The organism is Janthinobacterium sp. NFX145, assembly GCF_049810325.1.
GTDB classification, from domain to species: Bacteria; Pseudomonadota; Gammaproteobacteria; order Burkholderiales; family Burkholderiaceae_D; genus Janthinobacterium; species Janthinobacterium rivuli.
Genome location: NZ_CP187360.1, coordinates 429,410 through 450,614 on the forward strand (window position 1 = coordinate 429,410; position 21,205 = coordinate 450,614).

Below are 21,205 nucleotides of genomic sequence, written 5' to 3' on the forward strand. Positions count from 1 at the left end.
TATGTCCGGACAAATGACATTATCACAGAAATGCCAGAAGCGAGCAAAAGGGTAAGCAAGACAGTGAACAAAATATCTGCAACAGCGATTTTCCCCAGTTTGACCGGACAGCTGGCCGCCTTGCTGGCGCGTCCCGTGGCACCGGCTGCGCGCGCCCGGGCGCGTCTGCACCTGCTCGACTGGCTTGGCTGCGCCACACTCGGTGCGCAGCGTCCGGCCGGCCAGGCGATGGCGGGCCTTCTGCGCGAGCACGGCGCCGGCCCCTGCTGGACCCTGGGCCACGGCCCGCGTCCGCTGGACGCCGCGCTGCGCTACAACGCCAGCCTGGGCAACATCCTGGAGATGGACGACGTGCATCGCAGCTCCATCCTGCATCCGGGGCCCGTCATCATTCCGGCGGCGCTGGCCGTGGCGCAGCACCGCGGCATCGACGACGCGGACGCGCTGCTCGACGCCATCGTGCGCGGCTACGAGGCGACCATCCGCATTGGCCGCGCGATCGGCGTGAGCCATTACCGCTATTGGCACAACACGGCCAGTTGCGGCGGATTTGGCGCTGCCGCCGCCTGCGCCTCGCTGTATGGCCTGGACCAGGCGCAGCTGGTATCGGCGCTGGGCAACGCGGGCAGCCGCAGCGGCGGCTTGTGGCGCATGCGCCACGAAGATGTGATGAGCAAGCAGTGGCATACGGCCGATGCGGCTGCCAGTGGCGTGGCCGCAGCCCAGCTGGCGGCGCATGGTGTGAGCGGCCCGCAAGCCATCCTCGAAGGCGAGCAGGGCATGTTCGCCGCGATGTCCACCGACGCCGACCCGGCGCAAGTGACGCGCGCGGAAGCCGACTGGCTGATCTTCGATACCACCTTCAAGCCCTGGCCCGCCTGCCGCCACGCCCATCCGGCCATCGATGCCTTGCTGCAGCTGCTGCAGCGCTATGCGGTGCCTGCGGCGGCCGTGCACAGCGTGCGTGTCGATACCTATGCCGATGCGCTGCTGTTCTGCGACAGGCCGCTGCCGCGCACCGAGGCGCAGGCGCGCTTCAGCATCCAGCATGCGCTGGCGGCCATCCTCGCTTACGGCACGCCGCAATTGCCGCATTACGCGGTGGCCAGCCTGGACGATGCGAACATCACGCGCTGGCGTACATGTATCAGCGTACACGCCGACGACGACTATTCGGCGCGCTTTCCACAAGCCTATGGCGCGCGCGTCAGCGTGACCCTGGAGCAGGGCTGCGTGCTGACCCTGGCGCTGGACGACACGCGCGGTGATCCGGCCTGTCCCATGACGCCGCTCGACATCGAAGCCAAGGCGGCGATGCTGATGGAGGCTGCCGGCCTGGCGCCGACACAGGCGGCGCAGCTGCGCCAGGCCGTGCTGGCGCTTGGCACCGGCACGCAACTTGCGTCGCTGTGGCCTGCCTTGTCCTGTCTTGCTCAACCTTGAACGAAAACTACGAGACCACCTTGACCGCCATCGACTCTCTGCTGGACCACGTGCTCGCCACACGCCATGAAGACTTGCCGCCCGACGTAGTCGAGGCGGCGAAGACCTTCATCCTTGACAGCGTCGGCGTGGGCCTGTCTGGCGCGCGCCATCCGCGCACGGCGCAGGTGCTGCGCGCCGCCCGGCAGTGGGGCGAAGCACGCCAGGCCCGCGTCTGGTGCAGCGGCGAATACCTGCCGGCCGCCTCGGCCGCCATGCTCAATGCCTACCAGGTGCATAATCAGGAATACGATTGCGTGCATGAAGCGGCCGTGGTGCATCCCATGGCTACCGTGTTGCCAGCGCTGATGGCCTACGCGGAACGCGAAGGCGGCATCAGCGGCGAGCAGCTGGTGCTGGCCCTGACCCTGGGCGTCGATGTGGCTACCCTGATCGGCATGGCGCAAGGCGCGCCGATGCGCTTTTTCCGGCCCGCCATGTGTGGCGCGCTGGGCGCCACGGCGGCGCTGGCCAGGCTGGCAGGCTGCGACCGCGTCACCCTGCACAACGCGCTGGGCCTGGTCTACAGCCAGCTGTCGGGCACCATGCAGGCGCACCTGGAAGGATCGCCCGCGCTGGCCTTGCAGGTAGGCTTGAACGCGCGTGCCGCGCTGACCGCCCTGGACCTGGCGCTGCAGGGATTCGAAGGCCCGAAAGATATCCTCGACGGCCCGTTCGGTTACTTCGCCCTGTTCGACGGCCAGGCCGACTGGAGCCGCGCGAGCGCCGAACTGGGGCGGCGCTTCCAGATCGCGCAATTGAGCCATAAACCGTTTCCCACGGGCCGCGCCGCGCATGGCGCGCTCGATGGCTTGCTGACCTTGCGCCGCGAGCATGGCTTCGGCGCGGCCGATATCGCCGCCATCGAACTGGCCGCGCCGCCGCTGGTGCTGCGCCTGGTGGGGCGCCCGGCGCACGCCGGCATGGACGCCAACTACGCCAAGTTATGCCTGCCCTATCTGGTGGCACTGGTCCTGCGCGAAGGCGGCGTGGGCCTTGATGCCTTTACACCCGCGCGCCTGCTTGACACCAGCTGGCATGCGCTGGCGGCCAAGGTCAGCTGGCATCCCAACGAGGTGGCCGACGCGAATGCGCTGGCGCCGCAGAGCCTGGCCGTGACGCTTGCCGACGGGCGCCGCCTGCGGATCGATTTGCCGCACGTGCTGGGCCACCCCGGCCGCAAGTTCGATGTGGCCCGGCAGATGGCCAAGTTCGAGGCTTGCTGCCGTTCCGCCGATCCCCACTTCGATGCCCCGCGCATCGCCGCCCTGGCTGCCGCTCTGTGCAACATCGAGCAACTGGCCGATGTGCGCGAACTGGTCGACCTGATGGTCGTGCCGTCCTGAATTCACACTAGTTCCTTCCCGGAGAAAAAATGTATACCACGTATTTCGAGTCATTCGACATCAAGCAAGTATTGCAGGACTATCCGCTGGGGGAACCTTTCCTGGCCCACTTCCGCGAAATGAGCCGCACCAGCCTGCGCGAACTGCAGAACCGCCGTTTCATGTCCTGCGTGGCGCGCGCCTGGCAGATTCCGTTCTACCAGCGCGTCTGGGGTGCGGCAGGCGTGCAGCCGGGCGATATCCGCAGTCTCGACGACATCACCAGGCTGCCCATCATCTCGAAGACCGAGATCATGGAAAGCGTGCGCCTGCATCCGCCGTTCGGCGACTTCCATGGCCGCGAGATCGCCATCGACGGCCGCAAGCCGCCGATGATCCTGCACACCACGTCGGGCACCACGGGGCGTCCGCAGCCGCTGTTCTTCAGCCCCAAAAGCCGCGAGATCCAGAGCCTGCTGCTGGCGCGCATCTACCGCATGCAGGGTATGGCGCATGACGACATCGTGCATTCCGTGTATGGCCATGGCATGATCAACGGCGGCCACTATGTGCGCGAAGCCGTGCTGCATTACACGCAAAGCACCCTGATCACGCCAGGCACCGGCGTCGAGACGCCCTCGGTGCGCCAGGTCGAGTTGATGCGCGACTTCGGTGTGACGGCGGTGGTCGGCTTTGCCGACTACATCAAACGCCTGGCCGACGTGGCGCGCCAGCAGGGCATCGAGCCGGGCAAGGACATCAAGCTGCGCATGATCTCGGGCCACCTGGGCCGCGAATCGCGTGAAACCCTGGCGCAGGCCTGGGGCGGTGCGGTCGACATGTACGACTGGTATGGCGTGGGCGACACGGGCGCCATCGCCGGCGAAGGCCCTGACCATGATGGCTTGTACCTGATGGAAGACGCGCAGTATGTGGAAGTGACGGACGTCGACAGCGGCCTGCCGGTGCCCGACGGCGAAAATGGCGACATGGTCGTCACCTGCCTGTACAAGGACGACATCTATCCCATCATCCGCTTCAATACCCACGATGTGACGCAGGTCCTGACCACGCCATCGCCGCTGGGTCTGGTGTTCCGCCGCATCGCCGGCTTCCTGGGGCGCAGCGATAATATGGTCAAGCTGCGCGGCATCAATGTGTTTCCGCAGGCGCTGGGACCATTGCTGGAAGAGCGCGCCGACTTTGGCGGCGAATTCATATGCACGGCCGTGCGCGACGCCAGCGGACGCGATGAACTGATCGTCTCGATTGAAACGCGCGGCGCCATCGACGACGCCGAACGCCTCGCCTACGAAACCTTGCTCAAGCAGCGGCTGGGTGTGGAAATGCGCGTCGAGCTGGTGGCGCCGCGCGCGCTGGCGGCATTGACGGGCACCGAGACGCGCCAGAAACCGGTGCGCCTGATCGACCGGCGCTTCCAATGACGGCGGCCATGCTCGACGTGGTTGCTCAGGCGGCGGCGCTGGCCGACGGCGCGCTCACCAGCGTGGCGCTGACGCAGCAGCTACTGGCGCGCATAGAGCGCCATAACCCGCGCCTGAACTGCTATCTGCATGTCGATGCGCAGGGCGCGCTGGCGGCGGCGCGCCAGTCCGATGCGCGCCGTGCCGAGGGCCGCGCATTGGGCCCGCTGGACGGCATCGGCATCGCCGTGAAGGACAATATCGACGTGGCGGGCATGCCCACCACCGCCGGCATGGCGACACGGCGCGGTCGCCTTGCGCTGGCCGACGCCTTCGTGGTGCGCCAGTTGCGCGCGGCGGGCGCCGTCATGTTGGGCAAGCTGAACATGCATGAGGCGGCGCTGGGCGCGACCAACCAGAACCCGCATTTCGGCGACTGCCACAATCCGCACCGTCACGGTTACACGCCGGGCGGCTCCAGCGGCGGCTCGGCCTGCGCCGTGGCGGCCGGCCTGGCCTCGGCCGCGCTGGGCAGTGACACCATGGGTTCGGTGCGCATCCCCGCATCGTACTGCGGCGTGGCGGCGCTCAAGCCCAGTCGTGGCGTGGTCAGCACGGGCGGCAGCGTCGCCTGCGGCTACCGTCTGGACACCCTTGGGCCGATGGCTCGCTCGGCGCGCGACCTGCAACTGCTGCTGGAGGTGCTGGCGCAGTTCGATCCCGCCTGCGCCGAAGCGCGCCGAGTGGTGCTGTCGCCGCTGCCGGCCGGTCCCTTGCGTTTCCTGGCGCCATCGGATCTGCCTGCCCTGGGCGTGGCGCCCGACGTGGCGGCCCTGTTCGAGGCGCAACTGGCGTTGTTTGAAGCGCAGGGCCATGCGCTGCTGCGCGTCAGCTTTGCCGATTACGGCTTCGCCGCCGCGCGCCGCGCCGGCCTGCTGGTGTGCGAAGGCGATCTGCTGATCGAGCATGGCGCCGACCGCCTGGCGCAGCCGCAAAATTTTTCGCCGGCGCTGGCGGGCATGCTCGATTTTGCCGCTGCCAGGGACTTGTCCAGTCTGGCGCGCGCGCACCGCGTGATCGATGCGGCCGCACTGCGCGTGCATGACTGGTTCAGCCACGCCGACTTCGTGCTGCTGCCCAGCGCGCCGCAACGCGCGTTTGCGTTTGGCGGGGCGGTGCCGGCCAACCAGGCCGATTTGACCAGCATCGCCAACATGAGCGGAGTGCCGGCCGTCAGCGTGCCGATGCTCGTGGCGCAGGGCGAGCTGCCGGCTGGCCTGCAGATCATCGGGCCGCATGGCAGCGACAGTGCCTTGCTGGCGCTGGCCTGTGCTTACCAGCAGCAGGCAGGCCATGTGTTCAGCGCCCCGCCGCTGGAATAGCTGCCGTTGGTGGCGCCCGCGGGCGCCGTTTCTTACTGCGCCGCGTAGAATTCCAGCCAGGCGCCGTCCGGCGCGCGCAGGCCGATCAGCTCCACCTCGCCATACGGCGCCAGTTGCGCGAGGCGGCGCGTGAAGGCGGGCGCGACGCCGGCGTGGCGCAGGTGGCGCTCGAAAGCGGCCATGCCATGCACGGGGAAGCGCAGCACGGCCATGCCCGTATTGGGTGGGCGTGCATCGGCCGACAGATCCAGTCCCTGGGCACCTGGCAAGGTCACCAGCTCGATCGAGCCTTCCATTTTTCCTTGTGGATGCACGATGTTGATGTGCAGGCCAGCCTGGGCTGCCGCTTCGGCCGGCAGACCGAAGACATTCGCGCCGGCGGGAAAGGCCGCCGCCTGATACTGGTAGGTATTCTGGAAGCCCAGCACGCCGCAATAAAAGGCCAGCGCGCGTTCCATGTCGCAGACGATCTGGCTCGAATTGAAGACCTGGCTGAAGTCGCGCAGGTGCTCGAAGCCCTGCAACGGCGGCGCCACCCTTTCGATCACCGCCAGGCGCAGGTTGTCCGGCCCCTTGGCCAGCCACTCCTTGACGTTGACCACGCCAAAATCCCACTGAATCGGCGGCGAGGCGCCATGCCAGCCCTGGCGGCGCAGGGCGGCCGCCTTTTCATCGACGGCCAGCACGCGCACGTTCAGGTCGAAGATGCCGCCCGTATCCCAGCACTGGTCGTCGCTGCGTATCTGTGGCCTCTCGCCGGCATCGGCCAGCCTGACCAGGCGCACCAGCCCCGTGTCGCATTGCGGGTGCGCCACCAGCCACTCCTGCGCCTCGACACCGGGGCAGCCCCAGGCAGCGAGGATGGCCGCATCCACGGCGCCATGATGGCGCAGTTCCCATCCTCCCACCTCCAGCCACGCTGCCAGGTGCGGTTCGATCTGCGTGACGATGACCACCGCCTCCCTGAAGCCGCCTATCTCGAAAGTATCCATGCTGTCTCGCTCCTCATAGTCGCCGGCATCGGGCCGGCTGGTAATAATTTGTCCGGACATGTAGTTTCGCACAGTTTGTTGCATGCTTGGTATTTGTGGGCAAAATGCCGCATGTGGCGGACAAATAAGTTGTACTGGCTCTCTATCTGCGGCAGACTGCATGAGCCGCTTTTCCCGGGTTTGGAAAGGCACCGCGAAATGCGCGCAATCTGCTTGCGCCGCGCCGCCTGCGCTGTTATCCTGAATTGTAATTTGTACGGACAACTATCGTGTCGCCTGACCCGCGGTGCAGCTGTCCCGCATGCCCGCTTTCTTCTAACCTGGGAAATTGAATGATCAATCAAGTGCTTTTGACGGAACTGATGCGCCAGTTGGGCGCCGACGGCGTGCAGACGCAGGAACAGCAGCGGCAGCACTTCAACCACGATGTCTTCCAGCAGTCGCCGCACATGCCCGACGCCGTGCTGGTGCCGGCCACGGTGGCGCAACTGGCGGCGGCCGTCGGCAGCGTCACGGCGGCCGGCTGCGCCGTGGTGCCGCGTGGCGGTGGCATGTCGTACACGGGCGGCTACCTGCCTGAGCGGGCGGGCTTTGTCACGGTCGACATGCGGCGCCTGAACCGCGTGCTGGAAGTCAACCTGGAAGACATGTATGTGACGGTCGAAGCGGGCTGTACCTGGGCCGACCTGTACGCCGCGCTCGACGGCACCGGCTATGGCACGCCGTACTGGGGGCCGTTATCGGGCCTGCTGGCCACCGTCGGCGGCGCGCTGTCGCAAAACTCGATCTTCTTCGGCGCCGGCCAGCATGGCTCGGCAGCCGAATCGGTGATCGGCCTGGGCGTGGTGCTGGCTGACGGCAGTTTGCTGGCTACGGGCGCCGGCAGCCGCAAGAACGGCACACCGTTCTCGCGCTGGGGCGGCCCTGACCTTACCGGCATCTTTGTCGGCGATTGCGGCGCCCTGGGCATCAAGGCAACGGCCACTCTGCGCCTGATCCCGCGTGCCACCGACCTGGGTTACGCTTCGTTCGGGTTCGACACCATCGAGCAGATGACCGCCGCGCAAACGGACCTGACGCGGCGTGGCCTGCCGACCGAGTGCTTCGGCGTGGACGACTACAAGATCCGCAATTCTTCGCAGATGGGCAACAAGCTGGTGTCGGGCGCCAAGACCCTGCTCGACGTGGCCTCGTCCGGCAAGTCGCTGTTCGACGGCGTGCGCAATGCGGCCAAGGTGGCGTTGAGCGCCCGTTCGCTGGCCGATTATGCGTATTCGATTCACCTTACCGTCGAAGGCGACAACGCCGCCGTGGTGCAGGAGCGCATGGCGCAGATCACGGCCGTGGCCAAGCAGCACGGCGGCACCTTGATGGAAGGCGCGATACCGAAAGTACTGCGCGCGCGCCCGTTCGTGCCGCTGCGCTCGGTGCTCGGCTTTGACGGCCAGCGCTGGGTGCCCGTGCATGCGGTGCTGCCGCTGTCGAAGGCGATGGCGGCGGTGCAGGCGACGGAGCGCTTCTTTGCCGAGCGGCGCGAACTGATGGAACGCCACCAGATCGTGTATTCGCCGCTGACCTCGAATTTCTACAATGCCTTCCTGCTCGAACCATGTTTCTACTGGTACGACGAAATCCTGCCGCTGCACGTCGAAGTGCTGGGCGAGGAATTGACCCGTCCGTGGCGCGGGCGTCCGGCCAATCCGGAAGGGCGCGCCGCCGTCTACCAGATGCGCCGCGAACTGGCCGAGCTGTATGCGCAGATGGGCGGCATCAATTTCCAGATCGGCCGGACCTACGCCTATGTCGATAGCCTGAGCGCACCGGCTGGCGAGGCGGTGCAAGGACTCAAGCGCCTGTTTGATCCGCGTGGTCTGATGAATCCTGGCAGCCTGGGTCTGTAATCCTGTCTGCGTATAGTGTGCCGCGTCCTGTCGCGGCACTTTTTTTGGCGATGGTGAAGGAGTGAAGATGGGTGGCAAGATGAAAAAAATGTATATGGCGTTGGCCCTGCTGGGCGCTGCTGTGGCGGCGCCGCTGGCGGCCGTGGCCAGTGACCTGAGCACCTCGGAAGGACAGCTGGAAGCCTATGTGCGCATGCGCGGCGACCTGACGGGAAAGGAAGTGGTGGTGGACTGGCAGGCGACCATTTTCGCCGTGCTGCCCGGAGAAAAGGCGCGGCCCATCCTGAAGACCTATGGCTTCAATATCAGTCGCATGGAAAAGCAGCCCGATGGCGGCTATCACTGGATTTCGCGCGAAGTGTCGTACTACCAGGACGTCAAGACTGGCAAACTGATCGACAAGTGGACCAATCCCTACACCGGTGAAGTGGTCGACGTGGTGCAGGTGACGAATGATCCCGTCAACTTCAAGTTCCCTTCGCCGAAGACCTACAAACACCAGTTCCCGTGGTTGCAGCATGGCGCCGTGACGTCGATGCTGATGGACGTGCCGCTGATGTATCCCAACCCGCTGCAGCCGGAGGCCTTTCCGCAGCAGTCGACCGGCGCGACCTACCTGGCGTCCGAGCATTTCGGCTTCTTCGTCAATACGCGCGACCTGATGGACGACAAGCTCACGTCCGTGCCGACGCACTACAACTGGTTCCGCAGCGGCCCGTGGCTGCCTTGGATGAACATGGGCGGCAAGCCCGGTTACCTGATCTACAGCGGCGCGGGCAGCAAGCTCGATAAATGGGAAGACGTGCCGGCCGATGTGCGCGACTACACCATGCAGCACCATCCGCTGTACCGTCACGCTCCGGCCGAGTATGTGACGCCGAACATGACCAGCTGGCTGTTCTACAAGCAGCTCAAGCAGGCCGAGAAGAAGTAACACTGATGATGCGCGCCGCCGCCGGCGCCGCGCATCGATCACGATCATGGAGCAATGCAGATGACACAGTCCGAACCCGCCGCGCCGCGCCTGGAATCGTACCAGGCGCTGGCCCTGCAAACCGCCTGCTACGCCGTGAATGGCTGCCCCGACAAGGCCACGGCGCGCGCCAGCATGATGCGCAATATCGAGCGCGTCGAACGCCAGATCAGGGCCAGCAAGGCCTTCATCGGGCCCGATCTGAAACTGGTGGTGGCGCCCGAATATTTTTTGACCGGCTATCCGCTGGGCGACGCCATTCCCGCCTGGGCCGACAAGGTATGCCTGGCGCCAGATGGCGAGGAATATCAGAGGCTGGGCCAGATGTGCCGCGACACGGGCGTGTACTTTTGTGGCAACGCCTATGAAACGGACGTGCATTTCCCCGGCCTGTACTTCCAGGCCAGTTTCATCCTGAATGACCGGGGCGAGCTGATACTGCGCTACCGGCGCCTGATCTCGCTGTACGCGCCCACGCCGCACGACGTGTGGGACCGCTACCTGGCCTGCTACGGCTACGACGCGGTGTTCCCCGTGGCCGACACGCCGCTGGGGCGCTTGGCCTGCGTCGCCTCGGAAGAGATTCTGTATCCGGAAATCGTCCGCACGCTGGCCCTGCGCGGCGCCGAGGTGATCCTGCATTCGTCGAGCGAAGTGGCCAGCCCGCGCCTGACGCCCAAAGATATCGCCAAGCGCGCGCGCGCCTATGAAAACGCGCTCTACATCGTGTCGGCCAACACCGGACGCATCTTCGATGTCGACATGCCTTCCGGTTCCACCGACGGCCTGTCGAAGGTCGTCAACTACCATGGCGAAGTGCTGGCCGAAGCCGGCTCCGGCGAGTCGATGGCCGCCAATGCAAGCATCGACCTGCATGCCTTGCGGCGCCATCGCAACAAGCCCGGCATGGGCAACATGCTGTCGCGCCAGCGCCTGGAGCTGTTTGCCGCCACCTACAGCGGCTCGGTGTATCCGCCCAACACCATGCTCGACGCGTATGGTGCGCTGTGCATTCCGGAGCGCAGCCATTTCGGCCGCATCCAGGGCCAGACCATCGACGCGCTGCGCGAGCACGGCATCATCGGCGGCTGATTCTCTTCCGCATGGGGCCGCGGTGCGGCACCCATGCTGCCTGCGCGGCCTTCCCGCACTCCTTATTTTCGCGCATGAAAAAACCCGCCACGCGGGCGGGTTCGGCTGGCGCCTGCGCAAGGCCTACTCAGTTTTCGAGCGCGCAAACAGCACCATGAAGATCTTCGGATGCAGCACCAGGCGGATCAGCTGGCGCAATTCCTGCGGCGACAGGCGCGTCTCGCAAGGCATCATGCCGGCAACACCTTTGAGCACCAGTTCGCCGTCGGCCCTGGTGGCTTCATCGATACGCACATGCAGTTTCATGGCGGGGGTAATGACGCGCATGACTTAGCCCTTGCCCGCTTGCCAGTCGCTCAAGGCCACGGCGTTCTTGCCTGCCGCGCGCCCCGAGATCATGGCTTCGGTCAGGTAGGAACCGTTCTGGTACAGGTTCGAGAACATCGAACCCAGTTCGCCCGCTTCATACAGGCGCGGAATCGGCTTGTGCTGGTGGTCGAGTACTTCGGATTCGATGTTGCGGCGCGCGCCACCACCGGTGCAGACGATCGCCGGTACCAGTTCGATGGCGTAGAACGGGCCTTGCGCGATCGGCTGCAGCGTGGCCGCCGAGCGGCCATATTCCGGATCTTCGCCGGCCGCGCAGGCGGCGTTGTAGCCGTTCACGGTGGCGGCCAGTTCCTGCGGATCGCGGCCGATTTTGATGGCCAGCTCCTCGATGCTGTCGGCCTGCACGATCCAGCCCTGGTCGATTTCAGCCTTGTTGTCCTCGCTCCATGGATAAGCCTCGACGACGGCGTTCCAGGTCATGATGGTGGTGGCCAGGCGGTTGTAGGCGCGCGTGACGTCATCGAAAATCATGTGCATGCGGCCGACGCGGTGGTGTGCCGTATCGACCCACTCGCCACGGATCTTTTCCTTGTAGTGCGTCAGTTGCAGTTCCGATGTCTCGTTGACGAAACGGCGGTTGTCTTCGGCCACGTCGATCCAGCTGAAGGACTGGAAGAACAGCTGGCGCAGGAAGACCGTATCGTGGCCGGGGAAGCTGAAGCCTGGCCAGATGCCACCCGACTGGCCCTGGTTGCGCAAATGCCACATGTCGGCGCCGGCCTTTTGCAGGATCCTCAGACCGTCGCCCGTGTTGCCCGGCGTGCCCAGCGGATAGGCGCGCGACAGGCCAAAATAATTCTTTTGCATGTCGAGGTTATTCTCGAAGCCGCCCGTCGACATCACTACGCCGCGGCGCGCCTTGATGTTGCGGCGCTCCCCGTCCTTCTCGATCACCAGGCCGAATACCTCCAGTGTGTCCGGGTCCTGGATCAGGTCCACCACGCGGGCGTTGAAGGCCGAGCGGATGCGGCGCTTGTCGACGTTGGCCTTGAAGGTCAGCCACACGCCGCTGGGCAGCGGCAGGATGGTGGCCGTATGGTGCACCGCTTCGGCGGCGCCGAACTCGGGGAACTCCAGCACCACTGCGCGCGAAGTGAATCCGGTGCCGTGCAGGTAGGTGGCGCCCACTTCGGCGGCGCGCGCTTCGATCCACGGTTCCAGCTTGACCATGCGCTGGGCCCATTCTTGCAGCATGTCCTCGGGGATGGGATTGGAACGGCTCATGGCGCGCTGGTATTCGACCAGCGCTTCCGCATTTTGCGAAATCAGCAGCGACTGGCCTGCCACGCGTGAATTGCCGCCGACGAACTGCTCGGGCATTTTTTCCAGGATCAGGATATCGGCATCCGGATCGAGGTCGCGCGCCTCGATGGCGGCGCAGGAAGCGGCGAGGCCGAAGCCTGCAATAACGATGTCAGCCTCATCGGCCCAGGTGGTAACACTATGCAGACTTGCCATGTCAATTCTCCATTCGGTGGATACGTTTTCTAAAAGTTGACTATGCATGGCGGCGGCCGATCTGGCCAACAACCAAAGCGTGTAGGCAACAAGCGAAGCGCATATTGCCCCCACATATGGTGACGCCGCTGGCTTGCGCGCGGCTTTTGCCGTACCATCAAATTTTTGCCATCGGCAACTATGGAACTACGTCAACTCAGGTCTTTCCTGGCCGTCATCGAATGCGGCAGTTTTTCGCGCGCTGCCGAAAAAATCGGCGTCACCCAGCAAGCCATCAGCCGCAATATCCTCACGCTGGAGAGCGCCGTCGGCGCGCAGTTGGTCGAGCGCGACAAGCGCGTGGCTTGCCCTACGCCGCTGGGCAAGGTGCTGGTGATGTACGCCAACAATATCCTGGCCGAAGCCGATGGCTTCCAGCGCAAGGTGGAAGACATGCTGGCGGCCAGCGGCGGCAGGGTGCGGCTCGGTTCCAGTCCCACGGCGGCCATCGAGCTGGTGTCCGAAGCCGTGCTGTCGCTGAACCGCGACCGCGACGATATCCGCCTCGACGTGATCGCCGGCGCCTTGCCGGCGGCGGCCGACGCCTTGATGCATGGCGAAATGGATTTGTTTGTCGGCATCGACAATGGGGCTGGCGATTACGAGGGTCTGGAGCGCGAAGTGTTTGCCACGGAACTGTATTGCGTGGTAGCCGGCAAGCAGCATCCGCTGGCCCATGCGGCGCATGTCAGCGCGCAAGACCTGTGCGACAGCGAATGGATCATCGGCAAGCACCTGGGCCTGGTCGAAGCGGGCTGGCGCGCCGCCTTCACGTCGCGCGGGCTGGACTGCCCGACGCCGAAGATCACCACCACCTCGCTGGACTTTTGCAAGAATATCTTGATGTCCAGCCCGTTCTTGTCGGTTCTGCCGCGACAGTTGGTGGGCAGCGAGATCGAGAATGGCAACCTGTCGTGCCTGAACCTGGACGGTTTTTCCTGGGAGCGGCCTATCGCCCTGTTTTACCGGCGTAACACGACCTTCAACGATGCGATTTCCAGCACCATCGAGGCCTTGCGGCAGGCCGCCGGCAAGTACCGGCGCCTGCTTGCCTGCCAGCCCATTGGCTGAGCAGGCTAGACGACCTTGCGCTCGCGCAAGCCGTCAATCTCTCCACTGTCCAACCCCAGCCACTGCTGCAGCACTTCCTGCGTATGCTGCCCCAGTAATGGTGGCGGCAGCCGGTATTGCACTGGCGAGCTTGAGAGGTGCACGGGGTTGGCCACCAGCGCCACCGTGCCTGCCGTCGGATGCGGCATTTCCACTTTCAAGCCACGCGCCACCACTTGCGGGTCGGCAAACACCTGGTCGATGCGGTTGACGGGACCGCACGGCACGGCTTGCGCCTCGAAGGCGCTGATCCACTCGGCCGTCGTGCGCATGACCGTGGCCTGGCGCATCAGGGGGATCAGGATTGCCCGGTTTGCCACGCGCTGCGGATTGGTCATGAAACGTTCATCCAGCGCCCATTCCGGATGGCCGGCGACGGCGCAAAAGCGCGAGAATTGCCCGTCATTGCCGATCGCCAGAATCATGTCGCCATCGGCCGTAGGAAAATCCTGGTAGGGCACGATGTTCGGGTGCGCATTGCCCATGCGCTGCGGCACCTTGCCGCCGCACAGGTAATTGGCCGCCTGGTTGCCCAGCGCCGCCACTTGCACGTCGAGCAAGGCCAGGTCGATGTGCTGGCCCAGGCCCGAGCGTTCCCGTTCGGCCAGCGCCGCCTGCACGGCGATGGTGGCGTACAGGCCCGTCAGGATGTCCGTCTGCGCCACGCCCACTTTTTGCGGCCCGGCACCGGGCTGGCCATCGGGTATGCCCGTGATGCTCATCAAGCCGCCCATGCCCTGGATCAAAAAGTCATAGCCGGCGCGCGCCGCGTACGGCCCATCCTGGCCGAAGCCCGTGATGGAGCAGTAGACGAGGCGCGGGTTGAGTGCCAGCAAACTGGCTGCGTCCAAACCATATTGCTTCAAGCCATCGAGCTTGAAATTTTCCAGCAGCACGTCCGATTCGGCCGCCAGCTTGCGCACCAGCGCCTGGCCCTCAGGGGCGGCCAGGTCGATGCACAGCGAGCGCTTGTTGCGGTTGGCGCACTGGAAATAGGCGGCCTCGGCCGTGTCGCGGCCATCCTCGTCTTTCAGGTAGGGCGGACCCCAGGAGCGCGTGTCGTCGCCGCGGCCCGGCTGTTCAACCTTGACGACGTCGGCGCCGAGGTCGGCCAGCATTTGCCCGGCCCAGGGGCCGGCCAGCACGCGCGACAGGTCGAGCACGCGCAAGCCGACCAGCGGCGCGGGCCGCAGGGTGGAAGCCAAGGCGTCCATTAGTTGAAGGCGGCGATGCCGGTGATGGCGCGGCCGATGATCAGCGCGTGCACATCGTGCGTGCCTTCATAGGTGTTGACCACTTCCAGGTTGACCAGGTGGCGGATGACGCCGAACTCGTCGGAAATACCGTTGCCGCCCATCATGTCGCGCGCTACGCGGGCAATATCGAGGGCCTTGCCGCAGCTGTTGCGTTTCATGATCGAGGTGATTTCCACGGCGGGCGAACCTTCATCCTTCATGCGGCCCAGGCGCAAGCAGCCTTGCAAGCCCATGGTGATTTCCGTCAGCATGTCGGCCAGTTTCTTTTGCACCAGCTGGTTCGCGGCCAGCGGACGGCCGAATTGCTGGCGGTCCATCGTGTACTGACGCGCCTTCAGGTAGCAGTCTTCGGCCGCGCCCAGCGCGCCCCAGGCGATGCCGTAGCGGGCGCTGTTCAGGCAGGTGAACGGGCCCTTCAGGCCGCGCACATCGGGGAAAGCGTTTTCTTCCGGGCAAAACACTTCATCCATGACGATTTCACCGGTGATGCTGGTACGCAAGCCGACCTTGCCGTGGATTTCCGGCGCCGACAAACCCTTCCAGCCTTTTTCCAGCACGAAGCCGCGGATCGCGCCTTCATCGTCCTTGGCCCAGACGACGAACACGTCGGCGATGGGGCTGTTGGTGATCCACATCTTGGCGCCGGACAGGCTGTAGCCGCCCGGTACCTTGCGGGCGCGCGTGACCATGCTGCCAGGGTCGGAGCCGTGGTTCGGTTCCGTCAGGCCAAAGCAGCCGATGAATTCGCCCGTCGCCAGTTTCGGCAGGTATTTCTGTTTCGTTTCTTCGTTGCCGAAGGCGTTGATCGGCACCATCACCAACGATGATTGCACGCTCATCATCGAGCGGTAGCCCGAATCGACGCGCTCGACTTCGCGCGCGGCCAGGCCGTAGCAGACGTAGTTCAGGCCGGCGCCGCCGTATTCTTCAGGGATCGTTGTGCCCAGCAAGCCCAGCTCGCCCATTTCGCGGAAGATGGCCGCGTCCGTGCGGCCATGGCGGAACGATTCAAGTACGCGTGGCACCAGGCTGCCCTGGCAATAGTCGCGTGCCGCTTCCAGCACGGCGCGTTCGTCGCCCGTCAGTTGATCTTCCAGCAGCAGGGGGGAATTCCAGTCGAATACGGTTTTGCTCATCACAGGCCTCGCAGGTGAGCGCCGGTGATCGGCGCAAGATTGAATATGGCTCATGGTAGGTTTTTGCCTAGCCTTGCGCAAACGATTTTTTCGCACCCAGACATGCGTTTTGCGCATATCTTGCGGCATACTAGGGGTCTTTCACTGGCCGGATACCCCCCATGTCACGCAAAATCCCCATGCTGCAAGCCTTGAACTGCTTCGAGGCGGCTGCGCGGCACCAGAGCTACACGCATGCGGCGCGCGAACTGTCGCTGACGCAAAGCGCCGTGTCGCGCCAGATTTCATCCTTGGAAACTTTTCTTGGCGTGCAACTGTTCCAGCGCACGCGCCATGGCGTGCTGCTGACCAGCGCCGGCGCCGCGTATGCGCGGCAGATCGCGGCCCGCCTCGATGGCCTGGAGCGCGACACGCTTGACACCATGGCGCGCCAAGGCGGCGGCGGTGCCTTGCAGCTTGCTTCCGTCCCCACGTTTGCCACGCGCTGGCTGATGCCGCGTCTTGGCTCGTTGGCGGGGCTGCACCCGGACATCGTCGTGCATATCGACGCGTATACAAAACCGTTCATGTTTGCCGATACGGAATACGACGGCGCCCTGTATGCCGGCACGCCAGAGCAACTGGCGCGCTGGCCCGGCACGCGCGCCACCTTGCTCATGCATGAAGAAATCGTGCCCGTCGCCAGCCCGCGCCTGCTGGCGGCGCGCAGCGAGTGGCAGCCGCAGGATTTGCTGGAACTGACCTTGTTGCAGCAAAGTACGCGCCCGGGCGCCTGGCGCCAGTGGTTTGACGCGATGCAGGTCGAGGGAGAAGGACGCGATGGGGCGCACTATGGCGCCCGCTATGAACTGTTTTCCATGCTGGCCATGGCGGCCGTGCAAGGGCAGGGCGTGGTCTTGCTGCCGCGCATGCTGGTCGAAGCGGAACTGGCGCGTGGCGAATTGCGCATCGCATGCGAGCACCCACTGCGCGGTCAGCGCGCCTATTACCTGATCACGCCTGAAACGGCGCATGAAAAGACGGCCCTGCAGCAATTTCGCGCATGGCTGCAGGGCGAAGCGGCTTAGAGCCTATCCCAGTAGATGAATACATCCCCTGCTGGCGCCCCTCAGAAGCGGGGACTGCGTTGATCGTCGTCGCGTGGCTCGCCACGCGTCCTCCTCACGCCTTGTCCGCGCTCCTGATGAACTGCCAGCAGAAGACGCTCCCTACTGGGATAGGCTCTTAAACGACTTTGCCGGTGTCGAAATGGGGATTGTCGATCAGGCCGATCTGGTTGCCGTAGGGGTCGAGCAATTCCACCGTGCGGATGCCGTCGCCCACGTCCGTGATCGGATGGTGCAGGCTGCCGCCCAGCGCCACGATGCGCTCGACTTCCTGCTCGATGCCGTCCACGCCCCAGTACGTCACGCTGCCCTGCGCGCCAGGCTGGCCATCTGGCAGCAAGCCCAGCTCGAAGCCGCCGATGGCAAAGCCGACATAGAACGGCTGGTCGAAGTAGGGCGTGGTATTGAATACCTGGCTGTACCAAGCCTTGGCCTGGTCCAGGTCGGGGACGGGATAGGTGACGGTACGTAAACCCTTGATCATGTTCTGCTCCTGGTGAATGAAGAATCACACCATCATGCCACTGGCGCGCGGCGTGTGATTGTAAAAATGGAAGGTGTTCAAGTGCGCCTGCCCGCCAGCCACGCCTCGGGCGAGCTGCGGGCGAAATCCTGGAAGTCGTGGATCAGGTGTGACTGGTCGAAATAACCATACTGCAAGGCCACTTGCGCCCAGTCCTGTTGTCCCGCCAGGTTTTGCATGCCGGCGCTGGCCGCGCGAAAGCGGCAGATGCGGGCAAACAGCTTCGGACTGATGCCCACTTGCTGGCGAAATTGCAGCGCCAGGTGCTGGCGCGACACGCCCAGCTGCTGCGCCAGGCCGTCCACGCGCACTTGCCCCGCTGCCGCCTCGATGGCGGCGATGGCATGCTCGGCCGCGCCCGCCTGACGCCGTGGCGGCGCGGTGCGCAGGCGCAGCAGCAGATACTCTTGCAAAATAGAAACTCTTTGCGCATTCGACAAGGGCTCGCTCCACAGGGCGTCACCGAGGCGCGCGGCCAGCTCGCGGCCCCACAGCTGCTGCAAGCCCGTGCGGCCGTCGCTGAGCTCGCATAAGGGCAGCTGGAAGAAGCGGGCGGCCGCGCCCGGCTTGAACCGGGCCGCCACCGTTTGCACGAGGCCCTGACTGACGACGGCAATCGGCACCGTCATCATGCCGACGGCAAAGCTGGCGTCCTGCTGGTCCTGGCACAGGATGTCGATGCAATTGTCGGGCAAGACCTGGTGCGTGACGGGCGTGGCGCCCGTCTGCACGCGGCAGGTCCAGACGCAATCGAGCCAGGGCCGCAGGGCGGGGAGGGGCGGATATTCCTGGTAGACGATCATGGCCGGCTTTGATGCAAAGAACAAGATTGTGCATATATTACACAGCAGAATTGCGCGCCGGCCAAAATATGCGCGCCCGGGCCGCCAGCGCGCCGCGCTATCAGACGGCGACAACCAGTATAATGCTCGGTTCATATCCACTATTGGCCGGGCCACGCTGGTCGCACATCATCATGCAAGATAAATATAGTCCCGCCGACGTCGAACAAGCCGCCCAATCGCACTGGAAGGCGATCGACGCCTATAAAGCCGTCGAACACGACCCACGTTTCCCTAAAGGCAAGTATTTTGCCTGCTCGATGCTGCCTTACCCTTCGGGCAAGCTGCACATGGGTCACGTACGCAACTATACGATCAATGATGTGATGTACCGCTACCTGCGCATGAACGGCTACAACGTGCTCATGCCGATGGGCTGGGATGCGTTCGGCATGCCGGCGGAAAACGCGGCCATGGCCAACAACGTGCCGCCCGCGCAATGGACGTATTCGAACATCGCCCACATGAAGCAGCAGATGGAATCGATGGGCCTGGCCATCGACTGGTCGCGCGAAATGACCGCCTGCAAGCCCGAATACTACAAATGGAACCAGTGGATGTTCCTCAAGATGCTGGAAAAAGGCATCATCTACAAGAAGACCGGTACCGTGAACTGGGATCCGATCGACCAGACCGTGCTGGCCAACGAACAAGTGGTCGATGGCCGCGGCTGGCGTTCGGGCGCGCTGATCGAGAAGCGCGAAATCCCCATGTACTACGCGCGCATCACCGATTACGCAGAAGAATTGCTGGCGTATGTGGACGACAAGCTGCCGGGCTGGCCCGAGCGCGTGCGCACCATGCAGACCAACTGGATCGGCAAGTCGACCGGCGTGCGCTTCGCCTTCCCGCACCAGATCAAGGATGCCGAAGGCAGCCTGATCGGCGACGGCAAGCTGTATGTGTTTACCACCCGTCCGGACACGGTCATGGGCGTGACCTTCTGCGCCGTGGCCGCCGAGCACCCGCTGGCCATCCACGCCGCGCAAAGCAATCCTGCACTGGCCGCCTTCAACGCCGAATGCAAGCTCGGTTCCGTGATCGAAGCGGACATGGCGACGATGGAGAAGAAGGGCATGCCGACCGGCCTGTTCGTCACCCATCCGTTGACGGGCGCGCAAGTGGAAGTGTGGGTCGGCAACTACGTGCTGATCACCTACGGCGATGGCGCCGTGATGGGCGTGCCGGCGCACGACGAACGCGATTTCGGCTTCGCCAAGAAATACAATCTGCCGATCAAGCAAGTGATCGAAGTCAAGGGCCAGGAATTTTCGACGGACGCCTGGCAGGAATCGTATGGCAGCAAGGATGGCGTCTGCGTCGCCTCCGGCAACTACGACGGCCTGCATTTCGCGTCCGCCGTCGATGCGGTGGCCGCCGACCTGGCAGAACTGGGCCTGGGCGAAAAGAAAACCACGTTCCGCCTGCGCGACTGGGGCATTTCGCGTCAGCGCTACTGGGGCACGCCGATCCCGATGATCCATTGCGCGGACTGCGGCGTGGTGCCGGTGCCGGAAAAAGATTTGCCGGTGGTGCTGCCGGAAGACTGCGTGCCGGACGGCACGGGCAATCCGCTGAACAAATACGAAGCCTTTTTGCAGTGCGACTGCCCGCAGTGCGGCAAGCCGGCGCGCCGCGAGACGGACACCATGGATACCTTCGTCGATTCGTCGTGGTACTACATGCGCTATACCTCGCCAGGCTCGAACGACGCCATGGTCGACGCGCGCAACGATTACTGGATGCCGATGGACCAGTACATCGGCGGCATCGAACACGCCGTCATGCACTTGCTGTACGCGCGCTTCTGGACCAAGATCATGCGCGACTTCGGCCTGGTCAAGTTCGACGAGCCGTTCGTCAACCTGCTGACGCAAGGCATGGTGCTCAACGAAACGTATTTCCGCAAGGACGCGGTGGGCAAGACCACCTGGTTCAATCCGGACGACGTGCGCCTGTCGCTCGATGACAAGGGCCGTCCGCAAAGCGCCGTCCTGGTGGCCGATGGCCAGCCGGTGGAAATCGGCGGCACGGAAAAAATGTCGAAGTCGAAGAACAACGGCATCGACCCGCAAGCGCAGATCGAGCAGTACGGCGCCGACACGGCCCGTTTGTTCACCATGTTCGCCTCGCCACCGGAACAGACGCTGGAATGGTCGGGCAGCGGCGTCGAAGGCGCGAACCGTTTCCTGCGCCGCGTGTGGAACTTCGGCTACGCCCAGTCGGCCACGATCCAGGCCGCGCTGGCTGGCGGCGCCGCTCCTGCCACGGGCGACGCGCAGAAAAACCTGCGCCGCGAATTGCACAAGCTGCTGCAGCAAGCCGATTACGACTTGAAGCGCATCCAGTACAACACCGTCGTGTCGGCCTGCATGAAGATGCTCAACACGCTGGAATCGGCCAAGCTCGATGACAGCGCGCAGTCGAAGGCGCTGATCGCCGAAGGCTTCTCCATCTTCCTGCGCCTGTTGAACCCTGTCGCGCCGCACATCACCCACGTGCTGTGGCAGGAACTCGGCTACGCTGGCGTGCACGGCGACCTGCTCAACGTGGCCTGGCCGCAGGTCGACCCGGCCGCATTGGAACAGTCCGAGATCGAGATGATGATCCAGGTGAACGGCAAGCTGCGCGGCTCGATCACGGTGTCCAAAGATGCGGACAAGGCCAGCATCGAAGCGGCTGCGCTGGCGTGCGAAAGTGTGCAGAAGTACGTCGAGACCACGCCGAAGAAGATCATCGTCGTGCCAGGCAAGTTAATCAGCATCGTGGTGTAA

Annotated in this window: 17 protein-coding genes; 10 read left to right on the forward strand and 7 right to left on the reverse strand. The window is 64.5% G+C overall.

Translation table 11 applies throughout. The features are described 5' to 3' along the window. Positions 1-63: 63 nt before the first annotated feature. From ACPJXG_RS01850 to ACPJXG_RS01865, 4 genes are read left to right on the forward strand one after another with little or no spacing between them, the layout of a single operon-like run. Complete coding sequence (locus ACPJXG_RS01850) at positions 64-1,443, forward strand: MmgE/PrpD family protein (RefSeq protein WP_425253225.1); 1,380 nt, start codon at positions 64-66, stop codon at positions 1,441-1,443. A 20-nt stretch (positions 1,444-1,463) separates the two neighbouring features. Beyond that, complete coding sequence (locus ACPJXG_RS01855; protein ID WP_425253226.1) at positions 1,464-2,828, forward strand: MmgE/PrpD family protein; 1,365 nt, start codon at positions 1,464-1,466, stop codon at positions 2,826-2,828. Positions 2,829-2,857: 29 nt separating this feature from the next. Next, positions 2,858-4,252, forward strand: a complete 1,395-nt coding sequence (locus ACPJXG_RS01860; protein ID WP_425253227.1) for a phenylacetate--CoA ligase family protein — start codon at positions 2,858-2,860, stop codon at positions 4,250-4,252. Continuing rightward, on the forward strand, positions 4,249-5,613 hold the full coding sequence (locus ACPJXG_RS01865; protein WP_425253228.1) for an amidase: 1,365 nt from the start codon (positions 4,249-4,251) through the stop codon (positions 5,611-5,613). The genes ACPJXG_RS01860 and ACPJXG_RS01865 overlap by 4 nt, the downstream gene beginning before the upstream one ends. 32 nt (positions 5,614-5,645) lie before the next feature. On the opposite strand, the gene ACPJXG_RS01870 is transcribed toward ACPJXG_RS01865, so the two are convergent. Next, positions 5,646-6,665 (reverse strand): VOC family protein, encoded by a 1,020-nt coding sequence (locus ACPJXG_RS01870; RefSeq protein WP_425253229.1) that lies wholly within the window; start codon positions 6,663-6,665, stop codon positions 5,646-5,648. Between the two features lie 272 nt (positions 6,666-6,937). Here ACPJXG_RS01870 and ACPJXG_RS01875 point away from each other — a divergent pair, with 272 nt between their 5' ends. From ACPJXG_RS01875 to ACPJXG_RS01885, 3 genes are all read left to right on the forward strand, one after another. Then, entirely contained in the window at positions 6,938-8,506 is a 1,569-nt protein-coding gene (locus ACPJXG_RS01875; RefSeq protein WP_425253230.1) for an FAD-binding oxidoreductase, read from the forward strand. 79 nt (positions 8,507-8,585) lie between these two features. Next, entirely contained in the window at positions 8,586-9,440 is an 855-nt protein-coding gene (locus ACPJXG_RS01880; protein WP_425253231.1) for a DUF1838 family protein, read from the forward strand. A gap of 60 nt (positions 9,441-9,500) precedes the next feature. After that, positions 9,501-10,571, forward strand: a complete 1,071-nt coding sequence (locus ACPJXG_RS01885) for a nitrilase-related carbon-nitrogen hydrolase (protein WP_425253232.1) — start codon at positions 9,501-9,503, stop codon at positions 10,569-10,571. 123 nt (positions 10,572-10,694) lie between these two features. Here ACPJXG_RS01885 and ACPJXG_RS01890 read toward each other — a convergent pair whose 3' ends face one another. Together ACPJXG_RS01890 and ACPJXG_RS01895 are read right to left on the reverse strand one after the other, a co-directional pair. Continuing rightward, positions 10,695-10,898, reverse strand: coding sequence for a hypothetical protein (locus ACPJXG_RS01890; RefSeq protein ID WP_425253233.1), 204 nt, complete (start codon positions 10,896-10,898; stop codon positions 10,695-10,697). Positions 10,899-10,901: 3 nt separating this feature from the next. Continuing rightward, entirely contained in the window at positions 10,902-12,419 is a 1,518-nt protein-coding gene (locus tag ACPJXG_RS01895; protein ID WP_425253234.1) for an FAD-dependent oxidoreductase, read from the reverse strand. 180 nt (positions 12,420-12,599) lie between these two features. On the opposite strand from ACPJXG_RS01895, the gene ACPJXG_RS01900 reads away from it, so the two are divergent. Then, positions 12,600-13,529 (forward strand): LysR family transcriptional regulator, encoded by a 930-nt coding sequence (locus tag ACPJXG_RS01900; RefSeq protein WP_425253235.1) that lies wholly within the window; start codon positions 12,600-12,602, stop codon positions 13,527-13,529. A gap of 5 nt (positions 13,530-13,534) precedes the next feature. Here the strand turns inward: ACPJXG_RS01900 and ACPJXG_RS01905 are convergent, their stop codons facing one another. Both ACPJXG_RS01905 and ACPJXG_RS01910 read right to left on the reverse strand, forming a co-directional pair. Continuing rightward, complete coding sequence (locus tag ACPJXG_RS01905; protein WP_425253236.1) at positions 13,535-14,782, reverse strand: CaiB/BaiF CoA transferase family protein; 1,248 nt, start codon at positions 14,780-14,782, stop codon at positions 13,535-13,537. Then, positions 14,782-15,960 carry an acyl-CoA dehydrogenase gene (locus ACPJXG_RS01910; protein ID WP_219308371.1) on the reverse strand — a complete coding sequence of 393 codons (1,179 nt, stop codon included), beginning with the start codon at positions 15,958-15,960 and terminating at the stop codon, positions 14,782-14,784. The genes ACPJXG_RS01905 and ACPJXG_RS01910 overlap by 1 nt, the downstream gene beginning before the upstream one ends. A 161-nt stretch (positions 15,961-16,121) precedes the next feature. Here ACPJXG_RS01910 and ACPJXG_RS01915 point away from each other — a divergent pair, with 161 nt between their 5' ends. Further along, the gene (locus ACPJXG_RS01915; RefSeq protein WP_425253237.1) at positions 16,122-17,027 is read left to right on the forward strand and encodes a LysR substrate-binding domain-containing protein; all 906 of its coding nucleotides are present in this window, start codon (positions 16,122-16,124) and stop codon (positions 17,025-17,027) included. Between the two features lie 157 nt (positions 17,028-17,184). On the opposite strand, the gene ACPJXG_RS01920 is transcribed toward ACPJXG_RS01915, so the two are convergent. Then, positions 17,185-17,550 carry a VOC family protein gene (locus ACPJXG_RS01920; protein WP_425253238.1) on the reverse strand — a complete coding sequence of 122 codons (366 nt, stop codon included), beginning with the start codon at positions 17,548-17,550 and terminating at the stop codon, positions 17,185-17,187. 77 nt (positions 17,551-17,627) lie between these two features. Further along, the gene (locus ACPJXG_RS01925) at positions 17,628-18,416 is read right to left on the reverse strand and encodes a DUF6597 domain-containing transcriptional factor (RefSeq protein WP_425253239.1); all 789 of its coding nucleotides are present in this window, start codon (positions 18,414-18,416) and stop codon (positions 17,628-17,630) included. 149 nt (positions 18,417-18,565) lie between these two features. On the opposite strand from ACPJXG_RS01925, the gene leuS reads away from it, so the two are divergent. Beyond that, entirely contained in the window at positions 18,566-21,205 is a 2,640-nt protein-coding gene (gene leuS, locus ACPJXG_RS01930) for a leucine--tRNA ligase (protein WP_425253240.1), read from the forward strand.